This window comes from Chitinilyticum piscinae (genome assembly GCF_015223195.1).
GTDB classification, from domain to species: Bacteria; Pseudomonadota; Gammaproteobacteria; order Burkholderiales; family Chitinibacteraceae; genus Chitinilyticum; species Chitinilyticum piscinae.
On the sequence record NZ_JADFUA010000006.1, the window covers coordinates 38,969 to 56,626 of the forward strand.

The following is a 17,658-nucleotide window of genomic DNA, read 5'->3' on the forward strand; positions in this document are numbered from 1 at the left end:
TAGATTAAGAAGATCAATTTGTTCAGCTGGCGCAATTCAGTCGCAGTTCTCGTTGCCTTGGGGGTGGGAAGTCCCCTAGCCAGTTCCGCAACGCTCGGCGATATCCGGGTGCTCTCGGCGCTCGGGGATCGTTTTTCGGCTCAAATCCAGATCAATACTGCGCCAGGTGAGGAGCTGAGTGCTTCTTGCTTCAGGCTGGTCCGGCCCGTTGTCTCCTCTGACGAGCCAATGACTGTATTGGGTTCAGCCAGTTTGCGCCTGTTGCAATTGAATGACTCGACTTCGATCTTGCAGGTGCGTGGTGCGGATGCGGTGCAGGATCCTCTGCTGCGTCTGGCAATCCGCTACCGTTGTCCTGGCAGTGAAAGCCAGGATTTCCAGCGCGAATATCATGTCCTGCTGGATCCGCGCGACTATGCCAGTTATGTTGTGTCCGATGCCTTGCCGCAAGCGCGAGGCACTGCACGTACCGCAGACGGAAGTGCTCCGCGTCGCGCGCTTCCTGCGCGCGGGGGCACCTGGTTGACGCGTAGCGGCGATACCGTCAACAGCATCGCGCGCAGCTATACCTCTTCCGATGGCCGAGCTCGGCAGGACTTCATCCAGCGTCTCTACGATCTTAATCCCGACTTGCCTCAGTCACCAAACGCCAGGCTTGAGGCTGAGATTGCTGTTCGCATTCCTGATGCACAGCAGGCAAGCCCGATGAGCTTGCCTACCCTCAAGCCTATCCCTGTGCCGGCTGATCCGGAGGCTCGGCCAAGTTTGTCACTCGGCGCCGCTCCTGTGCTTGCAGATGCGCCGGTGCAAAAGATTGATTCGGGCCAGTATTCCCTGCAATTGTCTGCCCCTGTACTCGGCCCTGCCGGCAGTAAACTGACCCCGGAGCAGACCCTGGAGTTGCGCCAGCGTTTACTGAATCTGGATGCCGATGATCAGGCTGCAGCGACCTTGCAATTGAAATATCAGATCAGCCAACTGCAAAAGCAGTTAAACGATCTGCGGCAGCAACAGGCGGCGACTGGGCAGCCCGTGGCGGCGAATGCGGCGTCAGCCGGGTTTGCCTGGTACTGGGTACTGCTCCCGCTGTTGGTGCTATTTGGCTTGCCGGTCATTTTCCTGATTTGGCGCAGGCGCCAGATCAGGACGGATGCGGCGAAAGAAGTCTTTACCACGGCGACCATCGCCTCCTCGATGTCGCGTCTGCCGCCGCGAGAAGCCGCGCGCGGGGAGATGAATAGCCAGTTGCCTGACTATGCCGCGTCTACGGGTTTTGATATCAGCGAAATTGCTGTTCCTGTGCATCGCGGTGCCGGAGGTGCGTGGGATGATGCTGGCGATTCACAGATGGATGTCATCCAGCCCGGAAACGTGGCGGAAGAGGCGCAGCTGCTGCTTGATCACGGCTTGAGCCAGCAGGCCATCAATCTCCTTCTGCATGAAATCCAGAGCTATCCAGCAGCATTGGCGCTGTGGATGAAACTCTTCGGAGTATATGTGCAGCTAGGAATGAAAGATGCGTTCCAGGAGCGTGCCGTTGCCTTCCGTTTGCAATTCTCCAGTGATAGCTTGTGGCAGCAGGTGCAGGAGCTCGGGCGGGATCTTGAGCCGGAAAACCCCTTGTATCGTTCGCTGGATGCGCAGCATGAGCAGCAGTTCAACGTCATGCATCCTCCTCCTGTCAACGCAGGCGATACTGCCGGTGCAATGGGCGATGCGGCCCTCTTTGCCTCGCTCATGCATGATCAGGCGGGGTTGCCCCCCCCAGAGATGAGAGTTGGAGTTGATCCCGAAAGTAAAGACAAGTCTCACCATTTGGATCACGCTCTGGAATTTTCGCTGGACGAGGAGCTCACTGCGACCGCACCTCCTGATGCCGAGCTGGAACTGCCGCCAATGATGCCGCAGGCTGTTTCCCGTCTACCGGTTTTTGTCAGCGATGATCCGGCAATGCAGGATATTGCCCGAATGCTTGAAGCCGGTCAGCAGGATGAAGCGATGGGTAAACTGGAACTGATGCTCTACAAGGGGTCGCTGGATCAGAAGCTCCAGGCTGCCAAATGGGTTGATCTGATTGCCCCCCATCTGCCGCCCGGCCGCCTCTGATCAAGTAAGTGCTTTTCAGGTGACTGGCTGTGTTTCCAGTACCTTGGCAAGATAATGTCCTGTGTGGCTGCTTGGTTTGCGCGCCACCTGTTCCGGTGTGCCGCAGGCAATGATCTGTCCGCCACCGGCGCCTCCTTCCGGGCCGAGGTCGATGATCCAGTCCGCTGTTTTGATCACGTCCAGATTGTGCTCGATCACCACCACGGTATTGCCATGAGCGGTTAGGCGTTGGATCACCGAAAGCAGTAGGTCGATGTCGTGGAAGTGTAACCCGGTGGTCGGCTCGTCGAGAATGTACAGGGTGCGGCCGGTGTCGCGTTTGGATAGCTCCAGCGCCAGCTTGACCCGTTGCGCTTCGCCACCCGAGAGCGTGGTTGCGCTCTGGCCCAGCTTGATGTAGCCCAGCCCCACATCCATCAGCGTTTGCAGCTTGCGTGCCACACTGGGCACGGCGCCGAAGAATTCCAGCGCCACTTCGACCGTCATGTCCAGTACTTCGGTGATGTTCTTGCCCTTGTAGTGCACTTCCAGTGTTTCGCGGTTGTAGCGTTTGCCGTGGCAGACGTCGCAGGGAACGTAGACGTCCGGCAGAAAGTGCATTTCCACCTTCAGCACGCCATCTCCCTGGCATGCTTCGCAGCGCCCGCCTTTCACGTTGAACGAGAAGCGGCCCGGCCCATAGCCGCGCTCCCGGCTGGCGGGTACGCCAGCAAACAGTTCGCGGATGGGGGTGAACAGGCCGGTGTAGGTCGCGGGATTTGAGCGGGGAGTGCGGCCGATTGGTGACTGGTCGACGTTGATTACCTTGTCAAAATGCTCCAGCCCGTGAATGTCGCGGTAGGGCGCCGGTTCGCAGGAGGCGCCATTGAGTTCGCGGGCAGCGATGTTGTGCAGCGTATCGTTGATCAGCGTCGATTTGCCGGATCCGGATACCCCGGTCACGCAGACCAGCAGGCCAACCGGCAGCAACAGATCCACATCCTTCAGATTGTTGCCCGAGGCGCCTTCCAGTTTGAGCCATTTCTCGGGGTTGGGCGCTCGCCGTTCGGCGGGGGTGTGGATCCGGCGAGCGCCACTGAGGTACTGTCCGGTAATCGAGCGGGGTTCGGCCATGATGTCGTCCGGATGGCCGGCGGCAATCACTTCGCCGCCGTGCACGCCGGCGCCGGGGCCGATATCGACAAGGAAATCGGCAGCACGGATGGCATCTTCATCGTGCTCGACCACGATCACGCTGTTGTCGAGATCGCGCAGGCGCATCAGTGTGGCCAGCAGCCGGTCATTGTCGCGCTGGTGCAGTCCGATGGAGGGTTCATCCAGTACATACATCACGCCGGTCAGTCCCGAGCCGATCTGGCTGGCCAGGCGAATGCGCTGCGCCTCGCCGCCGGACAAGGTGTCTGCACTACGCTCAAGGCTCAGATAGTCGAGTCCGACATTGACGAGAAAGCCCAGCCGTTCACGGATTTCCTTGATGATCTTCTCGGCAATCTGTGCTTTCGCCCCTTCCAGTTGCAGGGTATCAAAGAACAAAGCGGCATTTTTCAAGGACTGTACGTTGATACCGTGCAGGGTTTCTTCGCCCACCCGGACATGGCGTGCCTCGCGGCGCAGGCGCGATCCTTCGCAACTCGGGCAGGATGAGTTGTTCTGGTATTTCGCCAGCTCCTCGCGCACCGTCGCCGAATCAGTTTCGCGGTAGCGGCGCTCCAGATTGTGGATGATGCCTTCAAAGGTGTGCAGCCGCTCGAAGCGGCTGCCGCGCTCGTTGAGGTAGACGAAGCGGATTTCGTCGCGACCCGAGCCATACAGCACGACTTGCCGGATATGTTCCGGCAGCTCGCACCAGGCCGTGTTGATGTCAAAGCCGTAATGCTCGGCCAGATTCAGCAGCAGCTGGAAGTAAAACTGGTTGCGTTTGTCCCAGCCCTTGACTGCACCAGCAGCCAGGCTCAGTTCCGGGTGCGCGACGACCCGCTTGGGGTCGAAAAAGGTGATCTGTCCCAGCCCGTCACACTTCGGGCAGGCCCCCATCGGGTTATTGAAGGAAAACAGGCGTGGCTCCAGCTCAGGCAGGCTGTAGCTGCACACCGGACAGGCGAATTTGGCCGAGAACCAGTGCTCCTTGCCCGAGTCCATCTCCACGGCAATGGCGCGGCCGTCGGCATGGCGCAGGGCGGTTTCGAAGCTCTCGGCCAGTCGCTGCTGCAAATCTGCACGCACTTTCAGGCGATCAATGACCACATCGATGCTGTGTTTCTTGTTTTTGTCGAGTTTGGGGACCGCATCCAGCTCGTGAACTTCGCCATCGATGCGCACCCGCACGAAGCCCTGTGCGCGCAGCTCGTCGAACAGGTCGAGATTCTCGCCTTTCTTGCCCACAATCACTGGTGCCAGAATCATCAGCTTGGTGTCATCCGGCAGGGCCAGTGCATGATCGACCATCTGGCTAACGGTTTGTGATGCCAGTGGCTGATTGTGATCGGGGCAATAGGGGGTGCCAACGCGGGCAAACAGCAGTCGCAGGTAGTCGTGGATTTCGGTGACGGTCCCGACGGTCGAGCGCGGGTTGTGGCTGGTGGCTTTTTGCTCGATGGAAATGGCCGGCGACAGGCCTTCGATCAGGTCCACATCAGGCTTTTCCATCAGCTGCAGAAATTGCCGTGCATACGCGGAAAGTGATTCGACATAGCGGCGCTGGCCTTCGGCGTACAGGGTGTCGAAGGCCAGCGACGATTTGCCAGAGCCTGATAGCCCGGTAATCACCACCAGCTTGCCGCGCGGAATGTCGAGATTCACGTTTTTCAGGTTGTGCGTGCGTGCTCCGCGGATGCGGATCAGCGGCTGGTCGCTCGGGCAGGCAGAAGCAGGACGGTACATGGCAAAGCAATTCCGGCGCGTTGGTGAACCCGTGATTGTACCGCCCGGCGCGTGGCCGTGATAAGAAATTGATTGCGCTGGGAAAAATCCCGGGTTTGGGGGCGCCGTGTCATCAAGGGGAAAAAAAGTCCTCGCAGCAGTTGACGCGAGGGTGTTCTGCATTCATAATGCGCCTCCTCTGATGCTTTAGCAGTTTTGAAGCAAGTGCGGGATTAGCTCAGTTGGTAGAGCGATACCTTGCCAAGGTATAGGTCGAGAGTTCGAGCCTCTTATCCCGCTCCAGAGAAAACGAATTTGCCCAAGCGCGGGATTAGCTCAGTTGGTAGAGCGATACCTTGCCAAGGTATAGGTCGAGAGTTCGAGCCTCTTATCCCGCTCCACAGCAAATTCGCTTAGTTTTGTGCCCTGCGTGCGGGATTAGCTCAGTTGGTAGAGCGATACCTTGCCAAGGTATAGGTCGAGAGTTCGAGCCTCTTATCCCGCTCCACTTTCGCAGAGTACAGAACACCGATTTGCGGGATTAGCTCAGTTGGTAGAGCGATACCTTGCCAAGGTATAGGTCGAGAGTTCGAGCCTCTTATCCCGCTCCAGTTTCCAAAGAAAAGCAGCAGCTTTTCTCTGGCGCGATAGCAAAGCGGTTATGCACCGGATTGCAAATCCGTGTAGGTCGGTTCGACTCCGGCTCGCGCCTCCAGTTTTGAAAAAGCCGCTCAAGCAGCGGCTTTTTTCGCATCCATCCCCCGGTTATGCCGACCGGGTGCCTGATGCCGCCATGGTGAAATTGGTAGACACAAGGGACTTAAAATCCCTCGCCTTTTGGTGTGCCGGTTCGACCCCGGCTGGCGGCACCAACCTTCGCGGTTCTGGTCTTTCGCAAGGCTGGGCTCCCGTCGTTACATTACATTCCCATCTGGTCGATTCGCGCGCATGCAATGCGCGCCCCCGAATTTCCAGCGGGTTGGCTCTTGTAGTCATCCGGATTGGCATGAACGATGAATCCTCGTCCAATAACGCCATTTTCACTGCCGTGCAATGTCAGGCCATGTGCCATGATGTGCTGGTCGACATTGCCCCTGGCATCTGCCACCAGGTTCGGCAGATCACCTGCATGATGTTCTCCTGCGTGGCTGCCATGCTTGCTGCTGGCAGGATTGAAGTGACCGCCGGCACTGGTGAAGTCCGCCTTGCTGCAATCGCCCTTTTCATGGACATGGAAGCCGTGTTCGGAGTCGGGCTTAAGGCCGGCAAGCATCACATGCAGCATTAGCTGACCATCTTTTTCATGCAGCATTACCTTGCCGGAGATGGTTTGTCCTGTGGCCGGTTGCAATTGCGCGATGGCCATCTCCTTGTTGCCGTGGCTGTTTGGATCATTGGCGCAAGCCCCAAGTGTCAGTGGCAGGAGGAGCATGCAGAGTCGAGTGGGTTTCATCAGGGAACTCCAAACTAGGGCTGAACGTTAACCTTAGCTGATCTATGGCATTCTTCTAACTATTGATGGTTGTGCTGTGGATGCCTGTTCTTTCGTTGAGACGTCGCAAAACTAACTGCTGGCGTCCTTTTCTTACCCTGGAAACCTGATCACTTTCGCACGCTTTTTCACAGCGCAGATGCGCAAGCATGTCAAAGCCATCAGCGATGGCTATCAGGCATGGCTGGATCTGTTGCCGCGTGTGCGTAGGGCGGTAGGCAACGGGGATGCGGGTCAACTGAACAAACTCAAGGCCGAGATGAATTCGGTGGAAGAGGACGTCCGGACTGCGGAGAAGGGTATTTTCGAATTTGCCAGAATCAAGGGCTACAAGGTCGAACAATAATGGCCAGCAGCCGGGGGGGGCGCTGATCGGCTTTATATACTGGTTAGTGTATGGGTTTGTGGAATCCGTTTACAAAAGGCTGCATCCATATACCCATGACAAAGCCCCGCATTGCGGGGCTTTGTCATGGATGGTGCAATTTACAGCGCCGCGGCAAAAATCGCGCTGATTTCCTCCGCAGTCGCCTGTTTCGGGTTGGTGAAGCCGCAGGCATCTTTCAGTGCGTTTTCGGTCAGCGTCGGGATGTCTTCGGCCTTGGCGCCCAGTTGCGCCACGCCAGACGGGATGCCGATGTCGGCAGACAGCTTGCGGATGGCCGCAAGGCAGACGTCGGCAGCGGCATCATCGCTCAGGCCGTCGACCTTCTCGCCCATCGCCCGGGCCACGTCGCCGAGGCGCTTGGCGGCAACCTGCTTGTTGTAGGCCTGCACGTGCGGCAGCAGGATGGCGTTGCACACACCGTGCGGCAGGTCGTAGAAGCCGCCCAACTGATGCGCCATCGCATGCACATACCCCAGCGAGGCGTTATTGAAGGCCATCCCGGCGAGGAACTGGGCGTAGGCCATCTGCTCGCGGGCTTCGATGTCGCTGCCATCGGCAACGGCGCGGCGCAGTGACTGGCTGATGATTTCAACCGCCTTCAGGGCGCAGGCATCGGTGATCGGTGTGGCAATGGTCGATACATAGGCTTCGACGGCGTGGGTGAGGGCGTCCATGCCGGTGGCGGCCGTCAATGCGGCGGGTTTTTTCAGCATCAGCTCCGGATCGTTGACCGACAGGATCGGCGTGGTGTGCTTGTCCACAATGGCCATTTTCACGTGACGGCTTTCATCGGTGATGATGCAGAAGCGGGTCATTTCGCTGGCGGTGCCGGCGGTGGTGTTGATGGCCACCAGCGGCAGCTGCGGCTTGGCGGATTTGTCGACGCCTTCGTAATCCTTGATGTGGCCACCATTCACGGCGACGAGCGCGATGCCCTTGGCGCAGTCGTGCGGCGAGCCGCCGCCCAGTGAAATCACGAAATCACAGCCGTTATCCTGCAGCAGTTTGAGGCCTTCGGCCACATTGCCCGTGGTCGGATTGGGCTGAACGCCGTCAAACACGACTGTGCCAACGCCGTACTGGGCCAGCAGCTCGCTGACTTTCTGCACGATGCCCAGTTGCGCCAGAGGCTTGTCGGTGACGATCAGGGCTTTCTTGAAGCCGTAGGATTGCACTGCTTTGGCGGCGTCGGTCAGACAGCCGGCACCCATCAGGTTCACGCAGGGGATAAAGAATGCGCTGGTACTCATGGCCTAGCTCCTTGCTTGGGACGGTAAAAAACCAGAAGCAGGCACGCTACGCCGGGAAGGGTTGTAAGAAATTGATCTGGGTCAGTCGCGCACTCTGGCCCAGTCTGGCCGCGGGATGAAGGGGTTTTTCCTGGGCGCAAGGCGCTGATTTTCCTTGTTTATTTCTTTCTAGGGTCTTTCCCGTAGAGAGGGCGGCTACAGGTCATGACTGCGACAAGGCTGCCCAGGGTGGCCAGCAGCATGTCCTTGTGCGCATCCCACAGATCGCCTTGCTGGCCGTTGTAGCCTTCGGCTTCGGCAGGAGACAGGGTCAGTGCGATACCCCATTCGAACCACTCGTAAAACAGACTGCTGACCATGATCCACAGCACGGCCTGCAGCAGGCTGTCCCGCTGGGTACGCCCGCGCTGGCGGAAGAATTCGGCCAGCGGCAGGGTAAAGCACAGGCCGTAGGCCAGGTGCACCAGCCGGTCGTAGTGATTGCGTGTCCAGCCGAACAGGTGTCGGGTGTCGGTTTGGCAGCAGGCCTGCAGCCAGCGGTCATAGGGCACATTTGAATAGAGCCAGCGGGCGCCGAAGATGTGCAGCAGCAGGAAGGCCGCGATCAGCAGCGTGCTGCTGCGGCTGAATGCGTACCGCTTCTGCAGGCCGGCCCAGCTGGCGAGAAATACCGCCGTGAGGATATGCTGCAGCAGTAGTTCATCCGGCCACGGCGCCGCAATGCAGGAAGCGAGCATCGCCAGGACCAGCAAGGCAAGCAGGGCACGGAAAGAGCGTGGGCTGAATGAGGTCGTCATGTACGGCAGCATAAAACGGCGGCGTTCATCCGCCTGTAAGTACCGGTAGCGCCCGGTAACGGGGTGGCGGCAGAGGTGGGGTTTATTGCCCGGGTTCCGCAGCCGGCAGCTGGAAGCTCTGCGGACTGAGGATGTGCACCAGCTGATTGACGGCGAGAGTGCCGAGCCAGCTCAAGGCCAGCAGGGCCAGCGCCAGCAGCAGCCAGAGGTGGGTCCAGCGAAACAGGCCGATCAGCGTGCAGATGACAAAGCCCGCGAGCGGCAGCAGGCTGCAGACGAGCGAGCTCCAGCCATACCAGGCAGGCAGGCGGGTATTCATATGCCCCACGCCGATCACGAACAGCGTGATGGTCGTGATAAACCAGCCGCCGAACAGGATCAGGATCGTGAGCAGAATGCGTGGCAGCGGAGGCTTTACCAAGGGTTCGGTAGTCATCAGGTCAGCCTGCAGAAAGATGGTGAGCATACCCAAGCCTGTTGCAGGTCGCCAGCCGCCTCGGGTGAGCAGGGCCACACTGTTGCCACTACCCATGGGTATATTGCTGAGATTGAGTTCAAGCAAAGGCTGTATGTCATTACATATAGGTGTATCTATGGCGGCACATTCCCGCGGCCGGCTTGCTACAATCGCGGCTGACTTGTGGATGCCCCGATGACGCTGGACGAGATTTTTGCCGACAATGGCCCCTTTGCCGATGCCTTTCCCGGCTACAAGCTGCGCCAGCCGCAGCTGGAAATGGCCCAGGCGGTGGCTGACACCATCGAGGAGCGCGGCATCCTGATCGCCGAGGCCGGCACCGGCACCGGCAAGACCTTTGCCTATCTGGTGCCCGCGCTGATGTCGGGCGACAAAGTAATTGTTTCCACCGGCACCAAGACGCTGCAGGACCAGCTGTTCGCCCGCGATCTCCCTGCCGTGCGCGATCTGTTGCGCGTGCCGGTGACCGTGGCGCTGCTGAAGGGGCGCAGCAATTACATCTGTCACTATCATCTGGCGCGCGTGGAAACCGAGGGGCGTTTCCTGCGCCGTGAGGACGCGGTCGATCTGCAGAAAATCAAGCGCTACGCCAAGCTCAGCAATAGCGGTGACAAGGCCGGCTGTCCCGGCGTCGATGAGAATTCGACCGTCTGGGCGCAGGTCACCAGCACCCGCGACAACTGTTTGGGTCAGGACTGCCCCAACCACAGCGAGTGTTTCGTCCTCAAGGCCCGCAAGGAGGCGCAGGAAGCCGATGTGGTGGTGGTCAACCACCATCTGTTTTTTGCCGATGTGTGGCTCAAGGATGAAGGTGCCGGCGAACTGCTGCCGGCGTGCAATACCATCATTTTCGATGAGGCGCACCAGCTGCCCGACGTGGCCAGCCTGTTCTTCGGCGAGTCGCTTGCGTCCGGGCAGATCGTCGAGCTGGCGCGCGATGCGCGTGCCGAGGCGATTGTCGTGGCCAAGGATTTTGTCGCGCTGCCCAGCGCCGCCGAGGAGCTGGAAAAAGCCGTGCGTGACTTGCGGCTGGTGTTCAAGGAACAAACCCGCCAGCCCCAGCATCAGCTCGACAAGGTCGAGGGTTTTGCCGCCGGGCTGGACAGCTTGCTTGGCAAGCTGGAAGACCTGCACGAATTGCTGGCCAAACAGGCCGAGCGATCTGAGTCGCTGCAGAAATGCCAGGAGCGGGCATTCGAGCAGATCCAGCTGATCCGCAACTGGCAGAAAACCGACCGTGACGATTACGTGCACTGGATCGATGTCAGCACGCACGGTTTCATGCTGCATGCCACACCACTGAATATTGCCGACCTCTTCAACAAGCAGCTGAAACTCCATCCGCGAGCCTGGATCTTTGCCTCGGCGACGCTGGCGGTGAACGGGCGCTTCGAGCATTTCAAGCACGAGCTGGGCTTGTGGGATGCACGCGAGGCATGCTGGGACAGCCCGTTTGATTACAAGCAGCAGGCCGTGCTGTACGTGCCACGCGACATGCCCGAGCCGAATACCCCGGGTTTCACCCCCAAGGTCATCGATAAGGCGTGGCCCTTGCTCAAGCTTACGCAGGGGCATGCCTTCCTGCTGTTTACTTCCCTGCGTGCGATGCGCGAAGCCCACGATCTGGTCGAGGCGCGCCTGAAGGACGAGGGGCTGGACTGGCCGCTGCTGCTGCAGGGCAATGGTTCGCGCAGCGAACTGCTGGATACATTCCGCCGCTCGCCGAACGCCATCCTGGTTGCCAGCCAGACTTTCTGGGAAGGCATCGATGTGAAGGGCGAGCAGCTGTCGCTGGTGGTGATCGACAAGCTGCCCTTTGCCAGCCCCGATGATCCGGTGCTGTCGGCCCGCATCGACAAGGTGAATGCCAGTGGCCGCAGTGCCTTCATGGATCTGCAGCTGCCACACGCCACGATCACGCTCAAGCAGGGTGCCGGGCGCCTGATACGTGATGAAACCGACAACGGCATTCTGATGATTGCGGATAACCGCCTGGTTGATAAACAGTACGGCAAACTGATCTGGAAGAGCCTGCCGCCGATGTATCGCTCGCGCGAGCTGGACAATGTACAACGCTTTTTCGAGGTGAAACGCCAGCATGGCCGCCCGCAATCCGAACAAACCCAGGACGAGTAAGCCGCGCAGTGCGGCCCCGCCTGCCCGTGTGCATCCCCTGAGCCGGCTGATGGCGATTGTGCTGGTGGTTTTGCTGCTGGCTGTGGTGGTCGGCGGCGCCGCGTTCTATGCCTGGGCGCAGCGCCCGCTGACGGTGGCAATTCCGAAGGATTTCGTGCTGCAGCCGGGCAGCCTCAAGAGCGTGGCCGGGCAGCTGGAAGCCCAGCAGGTCATCGACCAACCCGAACTTTTCGTCCTGCTCGCACGCCTCACGGGGCAGGCCGGCAGCCTCAAGGCCGGCAGCTATCATCTGTCGCTGGCTCCCAGTCCGCTGGAGCTGCTGGAGAAAATCGGCAAGGGCGATACCAGCATGGTGCGTGTGGCGCTGGTCGAGGGGCGTAACTGGCGCGAACTGCGCCGGCAGCTTGAAGGCAACCGCGAGCTGAAATCCGATATTCGCGGCATGAGCGATGCCGAGATTGCCAAGGCACTGGCTATCGATGCGCCCAGCCTGGAAGGCCAATTTTTCCCCGACACCTATCAGGTCGACAAGGGCAGCTCGACGCTGGAATTGCTGCGCCGCGCCCATGTGCTGCTGCAGGAAAAGCTCGATGCCGCCTGGGGGGCGCGTGCGCCCGGCCTGCCGCTGAAGAGTGCGCAGGAAGCCCTGATTCTGGCCTCGCTGATCGAAAAGGAAACTGGCAAGGCCGAAGATCGCCCACTGATCGCCGGTGTGTTCATCAACCGCCTGAAAACCGGCATGCGTCTGCAGACCGACCCCAGCGTGATCTATGGCGTGGGCGAAGCGTTTGACGGCGACCTGAAGAAAATCCACCTGCAGACCGATACGCCGTGGAACACCTACACCCGTGGCGGCCTGCCACCCACGCCGATTGCCATGGTCGGCGACGCGGCACTGCTGGCTGCCACGCAGCCGGCGCAGACCAAAGCCTTCTATTTTGTCGCGCGCGGTGACGGCAGCTCGGAATTTTCCGCGACACTGGATGAGCACAATGCGGCGGTGCGGAAATACATTCTGAAGCAGTAGTGCTTGCAGGGGGACGGAAATGCCTTTTTTGATCTATCAGACGTTTGCGCTACTGCTGTGTTCTGCCGGACTCAGTTATTGCCGCCAGACGCGTGGCTGGCTTGCCTACGTGCTGCTGTGCGTGCTTTCGGTGCCGCTGATTTTCGGTGTGGCGATCATGTTTCGCATCAGCACCGTGCTGTATAACTATGGCCCTGAGTGGGCACGCTGGGTGAGCCCGATCGGCACGCTTTTGGCGCTGCCCTTGATATTCCTGATTTTCAGCGTGCGCAGCCGCCAAGGCGTGGTGCGGGTAATCCAGCATGGTCTGGCGCTAGGCGTGATCGCTGCTGGTACATGGGTGTGCCGGATCTCCGGGGCCGTAAGTTAGGCCAGCAGCACAAACAAAATCGCCACACCCTGCCGAGGTGTGGCGCGAAGGAGGAATGATGAAGCTCTTGCAAAAAACGGTACTGCCAACTCCCTGACCAACTGCCTGGGCGGCCGGTCTGACGCGAGGGTCCCGCCTCGCGCATCGCTGGCTCTGATCCGGATCTGACAGATCATCCCGGAGCGCCCGAGCCGGGGAAGGTGATGCTCTCCCTTGGCGAGCGCTGCTCGCTCTAGCCTGATTCGGCCGGGGCGTGGTGTCCGGTGCAGCGATGGACGTACTGTAGGTATTCTTCGCTCGCGAACATATACGGCGTTCACCCTAAGGTTTTAGCTGCGCCACAGCAATGTCATTGGCATTCTGACATTTTCTAGGGTATTGCTATGAAGTCACCGATTTAATTGAGTTTTGATTGCATACGTATTGGTGTATATACGGTGCCGGGTGTAAGTTTTTGCGTCATGCTGCGGTGGCAGGCCGATGAGCGGTTTGCTTTCGGGCGATTTTCGATTTTTTTCGCTATTTGAACAGCGCCTGCAGCGCATGCAGTGGCAGCAGCAGGGCGGCCAGCCAGCAGGCCAGAGTCAGGGCCGCATAGCGGCGCAGCAGTGCGCGGGTGCCGCCGATTCGCTCGGCCAGGCTGCGCGGCACGGCAGGGGGCGTACGTCCGAAGACGTGATGCAGGTGCTCATCCAGCCCTGCCAGCGTCACGGCATCCTGCGCAAGCAGGCGGAAATAGCCGGCATCCAGCCACAGGCGCCAGCCGTGCACCAGCTGCGCCAGGGCAAGCGGCAGCAGCATGAGCCAGCTCCAGCGCGGGGCACCGTCGGCCAGCAGTCCGGCGCTACACAGCAGCAGCGGGGTAAGCAGCGTGAGCGGGCGAACACTCTCCAGCAGGGCTGCCATCAGCGCGGCGGCTTCGCGCGCATTGCGCTCAATCATGGCTGCTCTCCGCGGGCGGGCAGGGAGGCCAGCTCCTGCAGATGATGCTCGCGCAGCGTGACACGCTGGCGGCGTTCGCGCAGCAGGGCCAGTGCGGCTGGCGCGTCTTCGACGTGGCGGTAGTGGATCAGCCAGGCGGCAACGATCGCGGCGCTGCGTGACATCCCCAGCGCGCAATGTACCAGCAGCGGCTGGCCGGGATGGCGCAGGCGCAGCTCTTCCAGCAACTGCGCGCCGTGCAGCAGCTCGGCGGGCGTGGGCGGCAGCAGATCCAGCAGTGGCAGGCTGCGGTAGTCGGCGGCGGGGTGTGCCAGCGCGTTGTATTCGGCGGTGAGGTCCAGTACGCCGGCAAAACGCACTTCCCGCGCGGCGGTAATCGGCCCGAGCCAGACGCCGGGAACGACCTCTTCCGCGCCGGGTAGTGCTTGCAGGAAATAGCGTCGCACCAGCTTGGCGCCCCAGCGGTACGGTGCGGTGAGCCAGCTGGCGGCGATGCGCAGCCGGCCGCCGGTTTTCTGGAACACCGCCGGGCCGGCCACGGCATAACCGAATGCGACAACGGCCAGTGCGGCTGCCGGCCACAGCAACAGCCAGCCCCAGCCTTGCCACCATCCTGCCAGCATCGCACAGCTGGCACTGCCCAGCAGGTAGCGCAGTGCCAGACTGCGAGCCCGCGCTGGCGCTGCGGTATGCCAGCGCTGCCAGCGCACTGGCGCAAGCGGCAGCAGCCAGCACACCAGCACGCCCATGGCGATGCCGGTGGGAATGTCGAGCAGATGGTGCTGCCAGGTAGTGAGCACGGATAGCCCGATCAGCACGCACCACAGGTGCAGCAGCGGCAGCCAGCGTGCCGGCAGATGCGCTGCAAAGCGCAGCCAGATGATGAACAGCAGGCTGATGTGCAGCGACGGCGCCTGGTTGAACGGCTTGTCGAACAATCCCAGTGCCGCAAACATCTGCCCGAACAATCCGCCGACTTCGGGGCGGTCCCAGCCAAAGCGCAGCGGCCAGAGTACGAAGCACAGCGAGGACAGCGCGGTCGCCAGCAGCAGCCGGCAGGCCTGCGTACGGATCTCGCTGCGGGCGGTGCAGATCAGGATCGAAATTCCGTACATCAGATCGATCGACCAATAGGGCAGGATGGTCCACGGCCAGAAGGGAATCCATTGCCGCTCCCACGCAAACGCAATATTGCCGACCGCGCTGGCCGGCAGGGTTGAGGCGTAGTGGTTGGCCTGCCCGTAAAACAGGAAAAAGCCGGGCGCGGCGATCAGCAGCCACAGCAGGGCGTAGCCCAAGGGATGCGCGTGCGTGCGTGTCTTCATGTCAGGGCTTGCCAAAGTGGGCGGGCGCATCGGTTCGGCGGAAACGCGCAAGGCTGGCGTAGGGCAGGGTGATGTCGAGTCCGCAGGCTTGGTCAACGTGCGCATAGTCGAGGCTGATGATTACGCCCTTGCCATCGATGCCGTTCAGCCGCAACCAGGGGTAATCCGTACCGGCCGGGTCTGCGAGAAAGCCGGCATAGCAGTCGTCGCCGCGTTCTTCCTTGTTCAGCTCCCGTTTGAGCACCGTGGCGACGAACTGGCGGAACGCCGCCTGCCGTGGCCCGTCAATCTGATACACCTGCGTGCCCAGATCGATCTCCTGGCCGCTCTGGCGATCATAAACGCTGCTGCTGTATCCTGCGTTCGGATGGGCACCGCCACAGTTGTATTCTGTTTGCGTGCGCACATTCAGGTAACGGGCGCTGGAATGAGTGATCGTGCTTTCCTGCTGGAAGTCCTGAAAATCCCCCGCCGCGGCCGAACAGTGTTCCGCGTCGACAATATTCCCTTGCAGCCGCAAGCGCAGTGCCGCATTGATCGAGGCATCACCGGACTCCGCTGGCTCAGCCAGCTGCACGCTGCTGGCTGCCAGTGCTTCGCCGCGTTGCCAGCGCAAGGGGGTGATGCGCAGGCCTGCCTGGCTCTGTGTTTTACCGGTGCGAATGGCCAGTGCCGGGCTTTGCGCCAGCAGCAGGTTGAAGGGGTCCGGGCGCAAGCTGGGCTGAATGGTTTGCCCCAGGGCCTGCGTCGTTTCTTCGGGCAAGACCGCAGGTTCGAGGCGCAGCGGCAGGCCGCTTGCCCCCGGCTGTTTCAGCCACTGTCCCTCCCAGCCCCGGCCGGCGCGCCGCAATGACCAGTAACCGCTCACCACGTCGTCGCCGGGAGATTTGACACGGTATTCTTCCAGCAGGCCGGCGCGCTCGCTTTTGCGCAGCAGCAGTACCCGCCCTTGCGACAGATAGCCATACTGCCCGCCATCCAGCTTGCCCTTCTGATCGGTGGTGAGCTCGACCACCACCGGCTTGCCGCCCAGCGTGCCGGTGAAGGTATCAGCCAGCGCGCCAGCCCCGAGCATGAGCTGCAGGCCGGTCAGGATGGCGATGGGTATGCGTCTACAGCTCATGGTTTTTATTGGTTGTGTCGTTATGGGGTGGTATGTATTCGGTCAGCGGCCGCACACCTCGGCGCGCAGCTGCAACTCGTTGCACAGCATCAGGTACTGGGTAATTTCGCTGCTGCGCACCAGCACGCATTGCCACGGTTCTTCGGCGCTCACCGGCTTGCCGAAACTGGCCAGCGCAAATTGAGGGCCGAGATCCTGCTGGATCAGTTTCAGCGCCTTGTCGGTTTTCAGGCCGGAAAGCTCGTCCGGATCGAGCTCCAGCCCGTCGTCAAAGCTTTCCCAGATCTGCGCATACAGATCGTCGAGCTGCGGTGCACAGAACAGCAGGTCCGGCGGCAGCAGATGGATCAGCACCCATTGCCACAGCGGCATACCGGATTCCTCCGTGTAGCCGTACACATCGTATTTGGCCTGATAGTCGGCCGGATTCTCGCGCGCGGCGTCCACGGCGGCGACAATCGGTCGGGCATCGTCGGCGTCCATGAAGCCGCCGGAAATCAGGTTGATCAGTTCGGAAATGCTTGCGCTCATGCGGGGGCCTGTATGGAAAGGGGTGAGGAGGGCATGCTAGCCGAGTTTGGCCGGATCGGGGTAGCGGGCGACGAGGCCGAGGCCAAGCGAAAAATTGGCGATGCTGTCGTAATCGTCGTCATGCCCGATCCAGCCCAGATAGGCGTCGTCACCGGTATCCCAGTGCCACAGCGCATAATCCCGCTGCTGCAGCTGTTCGTGCGCGAGCAGCATGATCTGGCCGACCTCCAGCTCGTCTTCCGGATTGTCGCAACCCCAGTCGAACTCGATGTCGATGTTCAGATTGCTGCACAGTGTTGCCAGCACGTCGAGCATCGATTCGCTGTCTTTCCAGTCGACAAAGAACAGCAGCTCCCAGTCGGCGGCCTCTTTGAAGCCGGTGGCGATCAGTTCGTCCTCCTGCTCCTCGTATTCTTCTTTGTTGTCTGCGTCCTCGATGAAGGCCTTGAATTCGGCGCTGCAGCGTTGCGCGAGCGCCGTATTGCCATTGCTGATCAGCGCGTACAGCTCGCGCGCGCAGCGCAGGATGCGCTGGTGGCGCGTTTCCTGCGCGGCGGTTTCGCCCGGCGTGGCCGGCTGGTAGCCCTTGTTGAGCTTCTCGGCAGTGGTCTTGTCGGCGACTTTCAGCATGGCTTCGATGCTGTCGAAGTGCTGTGTCTTGCTCTGGCCATTGGCGCCGATGCGGCCATAGCGGCTGATCAGCGTGCCATCGTCGTTGAGCGTCAGCTCGTAAAATTTGTGCTCGCCGGTCTCTGCGCTGGAAAGCTCGAAATAGCGTTTCTGCAGGATGCTCATGGGTATGTCTCTGTTGCTTTTTATTTGCAATGGTCTTGG

15 protein-coding genes and 6 tRNA genes are annotated in these 17,658 nt (G+C 60.6%); 11 read left to right on the top strand and 10 right to left on the bottom strand.

Features of this window, described 5'->3' with window-relative positions; translation table 11 throughout:
- Nucleotides 1-18: 18 nt before the first annotated feature.
- On the top strand, nucleotides 19-2,106 hold the full coding sequence (locus INR99_RS11155; RefSeq protein ID WP_194116429.1) for a type IV pilus assembly protein FimV: 2,088 nt from the start codon (nucleotides 19-21) through the stop codon (nucleotides 2,104-2,106).
- Nucleotides 2,107-2,121: 15 nt separating this feature from the next.
- Here INR99_RS11155 and uvrA read toward each other — a convergent pair whose 3' ends face one another.
- A complete protein-coding gene (gene uvrA, locus INR99_RS11160) occupies nucleotides 2,122-4,986 on the bottom strand; it encodes an excinuclease ABC subunit UvrA (protein WP_194116430.1) in 2,865 nt (954 codons plus the stop codon).
- A 206-nt stretch (nucleotides 4,987-5,192) separates the two neighbouring features.
- On the opposite strand from uvrA, the gene INR99_RS11165 reads away from it, so the two are divergent.
- The 6 genes from INR99_RS11165 (at nucleotide 5,193) to INR99_RS11190 (ending at nucleotide 5,837) form a co-directional block, all read left to right on the top strand.
- A tRNA-Gly gene (locus INR99_RS11165) sits at nucleotides 5,193-5,268 on the top strand.
- A 22-nt stretch (nucleotides 5,269-5,290) separates the two neighbouring features.
- Nucleotides 5,291-5,366: transfer RNA gene (locus tag INR99_RS11170), tRNA-Gly, on the top strand.
- Nucleotides 5,367-5,397: 31 nt separating this feature from the next.
- Nucleotides 5,398-5,473: transfer RNA gene (locus INR99_RS11175), tRNA-Gly, on the top strand.
- A gap of 27 nt (nucleotides 5,474-5,500) precedes the next feature.
- Nucleotides 5,501-5,576, top strand: a tRNA-Gly gene (locus INR99_RS11180).
- Between the two features lie 30 nt (nucleotides 5,577-5,606).
- Nucleotides 5,607-5,680 (top strand) — tRNA-Cys (locus INR99_RS11185).
- Between the two features lie 72 nt (nucleotides 5,681-5,752).
- Nucleotides 5,753-5,837 (top strand) — tRNA-Leu (locus INR99_RS11190).
- Nucleotides 5,838-5,884: 47 nt separating this feature from the next.
- On the opposite strand, the gene INR99_RS11195 is transcribed toward INR99_RS11190, so the two are convergent.
- A complete protein-coding gene (locus INR99_RS11195) occupies nucleotides 5,885-6,331 on the bottom strand; it encodes a superoxide dismutase family protein (RefSeq protein ID WP_228098249.1) in 447 nt (148 codons plus the stop codon).
- 265 nt (nucleotides 6,332-6,596) lie between these two features.
- Here INR99_RS11195 and INR99_RS11200 point away from each other — a divergent pair, with 265 nt between their 5' ends.
- Entirely contained in the window at nucleotides 6,597-6,803 is a 207-nt protein-coding gene (locus INR99_RS11200; protein WP_194116432.1) for a hypothetical protein, read from the top strand.
- Between the two features lie 140 nt (nucleotides 6,804-6,943).
- On the opposite strand, the gene yiaY is transcribed toward INR99_RS11200, so the two are convergent.
- From yiaY to INR99_RS11215, 3 genes are all read right to left on the bottom strand, one after another.
- Nucleotides 6,944-8,095 carry an L-threonine dehydrogenase gene (gene yiaY / locus INR99_RS11205; RefSeq protein WP_194116433.1) on the bottom strand — a complete coding sequence of 384 codons (1,152 nt, stop codon included), beginning with the start codon at nucleotides 8,093-8,095 and terminating at the stop codon, nucleotides 6,944-6,946.
- A gap of 158 nt (nucleotides 8,096-8,253) precedes the next feature.
- The gene (locus INR99_RS11210; protein ID WP_194116434.1) at nucleotides 8,254-8,892 is read right to left on the bottom strand and encodes a DUF2238 domain-containing protein; all 639 of its coding nucleotides are present in this window, start codon (nucleotides 8,890-8,892) and stop codon (nucleotides 8,254-8,256) included.
- Between the two features lie 82 nt (nucleotides 8,893-8,974).
- A complete protein-coding gene (locus INR99_RS11215) occupies nucleotides 8,975-9,358 on the bottom strand; it encodes a hypothetical protein (RefSeq protein WP_194116435.1) in 384 nt (127 codons plus the stop codon).
- A gap of 186 nt (nucleotides 9,359-9,544) precedes the next feature.
- Between INR99_RS11215 and yoaA the strand changes: the two genes are divergently transcribed.
- Genes yoaA through INR99_RS11230 form a run of 3 tightly spaced genes read left to right on the top strand, consistent with a single transcriptional unit; the run spans nucleotide 9,545 to nucleotide 12,903 of the window.
- Nucleotides 9,545-11,506, top strand: coding sequence for a DNA repair helicase YoaA (gene yoaA, locus INR99_RS11220; RefSeq protein ID WP_194116436.1), 1,962 nt, complete (start codon nucleotides 9,545-9,547; stop codon nucleotides 11,504-11,506).
- 49 nt (nucleotides 11,507-11,555) lie between these two features.
- Nucleotides 11,556-12,533, top strand: coding sequence for an endolytic transglycosylase MltG (gene mltG / locus INR99_RS11225; protein ID WP_194116437.1), 978 nt, complete (start codon nucleotides 11,556-11,558; stop codon nucleotides 12,531-12,533).
- 19 nt (nucleotides 12,534-12,552) lie between these two features.
- Entirely contained in the window at nucleotides 12,553-12,903 is a 351-nt protein-coding gene (locus tag INR99_RS11230; RefSeq protein WP_194116438.1) for a hypothetical protein, read from the top strand.
- A 519-nt stretch (nucleotides 12,904-13,422) separates the two neighbouring features.
- On the opposite strand, the gene INR99_RS11235 is transcribed toward INR99_RS11230, so the two are convergent.
- Genes INR99_RS11235 through INR99_RS11255 form a run of 5 tightly spaced genes read right to left on the bottom strand, consistent with a single transcriptional unit; the run spans nucleotide 13,423 to nucleotide 17,619 of the window.
- On the bottom strand, nucleotides 13,423-13,845 hold the full coding sequence (locus tag INR99_RS11235) for a hypothetical protein (protein WP_194116439.1): 423 nt from the start codon (nucleotides 13,843-13,845) through the stop codon (nucleotides 13,423-13,425).
- Nucleotides 13,842-15,170, bottom strand: a complete 1,329-nt coding sequence (locus tag INR99_RS11240; RefSeq protein ID WP_194116440.1) for a phosphatase PAP2/dual specificity phosphatase family protein — start codon at nucleotides 15,168-15,170, stop codon at nucleotides 13,842-13,844. Before INR99_RS11240 ends, INR99_RS11235 begins: the two co-directional genes overlap by 4 nt.
- Before the next feature lies 1 nt (nucleotide 15,171).
- Entirely contained in the window at nucleotides 15,172-16,293 is a 1,122-nt protein-coding gene (locus tag INR99_RS11245; protein ID WP_194116441.1) for a hypothetical protein, read from the bottom strand.
- Nucleotides 16,294-16,335: 42 nt separating this feature from the next.
- The gene (locus INR99_RS11250) at nucleotides 16,336-16,824 is read right to left on the bottom strand and encodes a hypothetical protein (protein WP_194116442.1); all 489 of its coding nucleotides are present in this window, start codon (nucleotides 16,822-16,824) and stop codon (nucleotides 16,336-16,338) included.
- Nucleotides 16,825-16,860: 36 nt separating this feature from the next.
- Nucleotides 16,861-17,619, bottom strand: coding sequence for a DUF6630 family protein (locus tag INR99_RS11255; RefSeq protein ID WP_194116443.1), 759 nt, complete (start codon nucleotides 17,617-17,619; stop codon nucleotides 16,861-16,863).
- Nucleotides 17,620-17,658 lie beyond the last annotated feature (39 nt).

Coding starts and splice junctions, on each gene's coding strand:
- INR99_RS11200 (WP_194116432.1), top strand. CDS start 6,597: ATGCGCAAGCATGTCAAAGCCATCAGCGATGGCTATCAGGCATGGCTG.
- INR99_RS11210 (WP_194116434.1), bottom strand. CDS start 8,892: ATGACGACCTCATTCAGCCCACGCTCTTTCCGTGCCCTGCTTGCCTTG.
- INR99_RS11230 (WP_194116438.1), top strand. CDS start 12,553: ATGCCTTTTTTGATCTATCAGACGTTTGCGCTACTGCTGTGTTCTGCC.
- INR99_RS11195 (WP_228098249.1), bottom strand. CDS start 6,331: ATGGCCATCGCGCAATTGCAACCGGCCACAGGACAAACCATCTCCGGC.
- yiaY (WP_194116433.1), bottom strand. CDS start 8,095: ATGAGTACCAGCGCATTCTTTATCCCCTGCGTGAACCTGATGGGTGCC.
- INR99_RS11250 (WP_194116442.1), bottom strand. CDS start 16,824: ATGAGCGCAAGCATTTCCGAACTGATCAACCTGATTTCCGGCGGCTTC.
- INR99_RS11245 (WP_194116441.1), bottom strand. CDS start 16,293: ATGAGCTGTAGACGCATACCCATCGCCATCCTGACCGGCCTGCAGCTC.
- INR99_RS11255 (WP_194116443.1), bottom strand. CDS start 17,619: ATGAGCATCCTGCAGAAACGCTATTTCGAGCTTTCCAGCGCAGAGACC.
- uvrA (WP_194116430.1), bottom strand. CDS start 4,986: ATGTACCGTCCTGCTTCTGCCTGCCCGAGCGACCAGCCGCTGATCCGC.
- yoaA (WP_194116436.1), top strand. CDS start 9,545: ATGACGCTGGACGAGATTTTTGCCGACAATGGCCCCTTTGCCGATGCC.
- mltG (WP_194116437.1), top strand. CDS start 11,556: ATGGCGATTGTGCTGGTGGTTTTGCTGCTGGCTGTGGTGGTCGGCGGC.
- INR99_RS11215 (WP_194116435.1), bottom strand. CDS start 9,358: ATGCTCACCATCTTTCTGCAGGCTGACCTGATGACTACCGAACCCTTG.
- INR99_RS11240 (WP_194116440.1), bottom strand. CDS start 15,170: ATGAAGACACGCACGCACGCGCATCCCTTGGGCTACGCCCTGCTGTGG.
- INR99_RS11235 (WP_194116439.1), bottom strand. CDS start 13,845: ATGATTGAGCGCAATGCGCGCGAAGCCGCCGCGCTGATGGCAGCCCTG.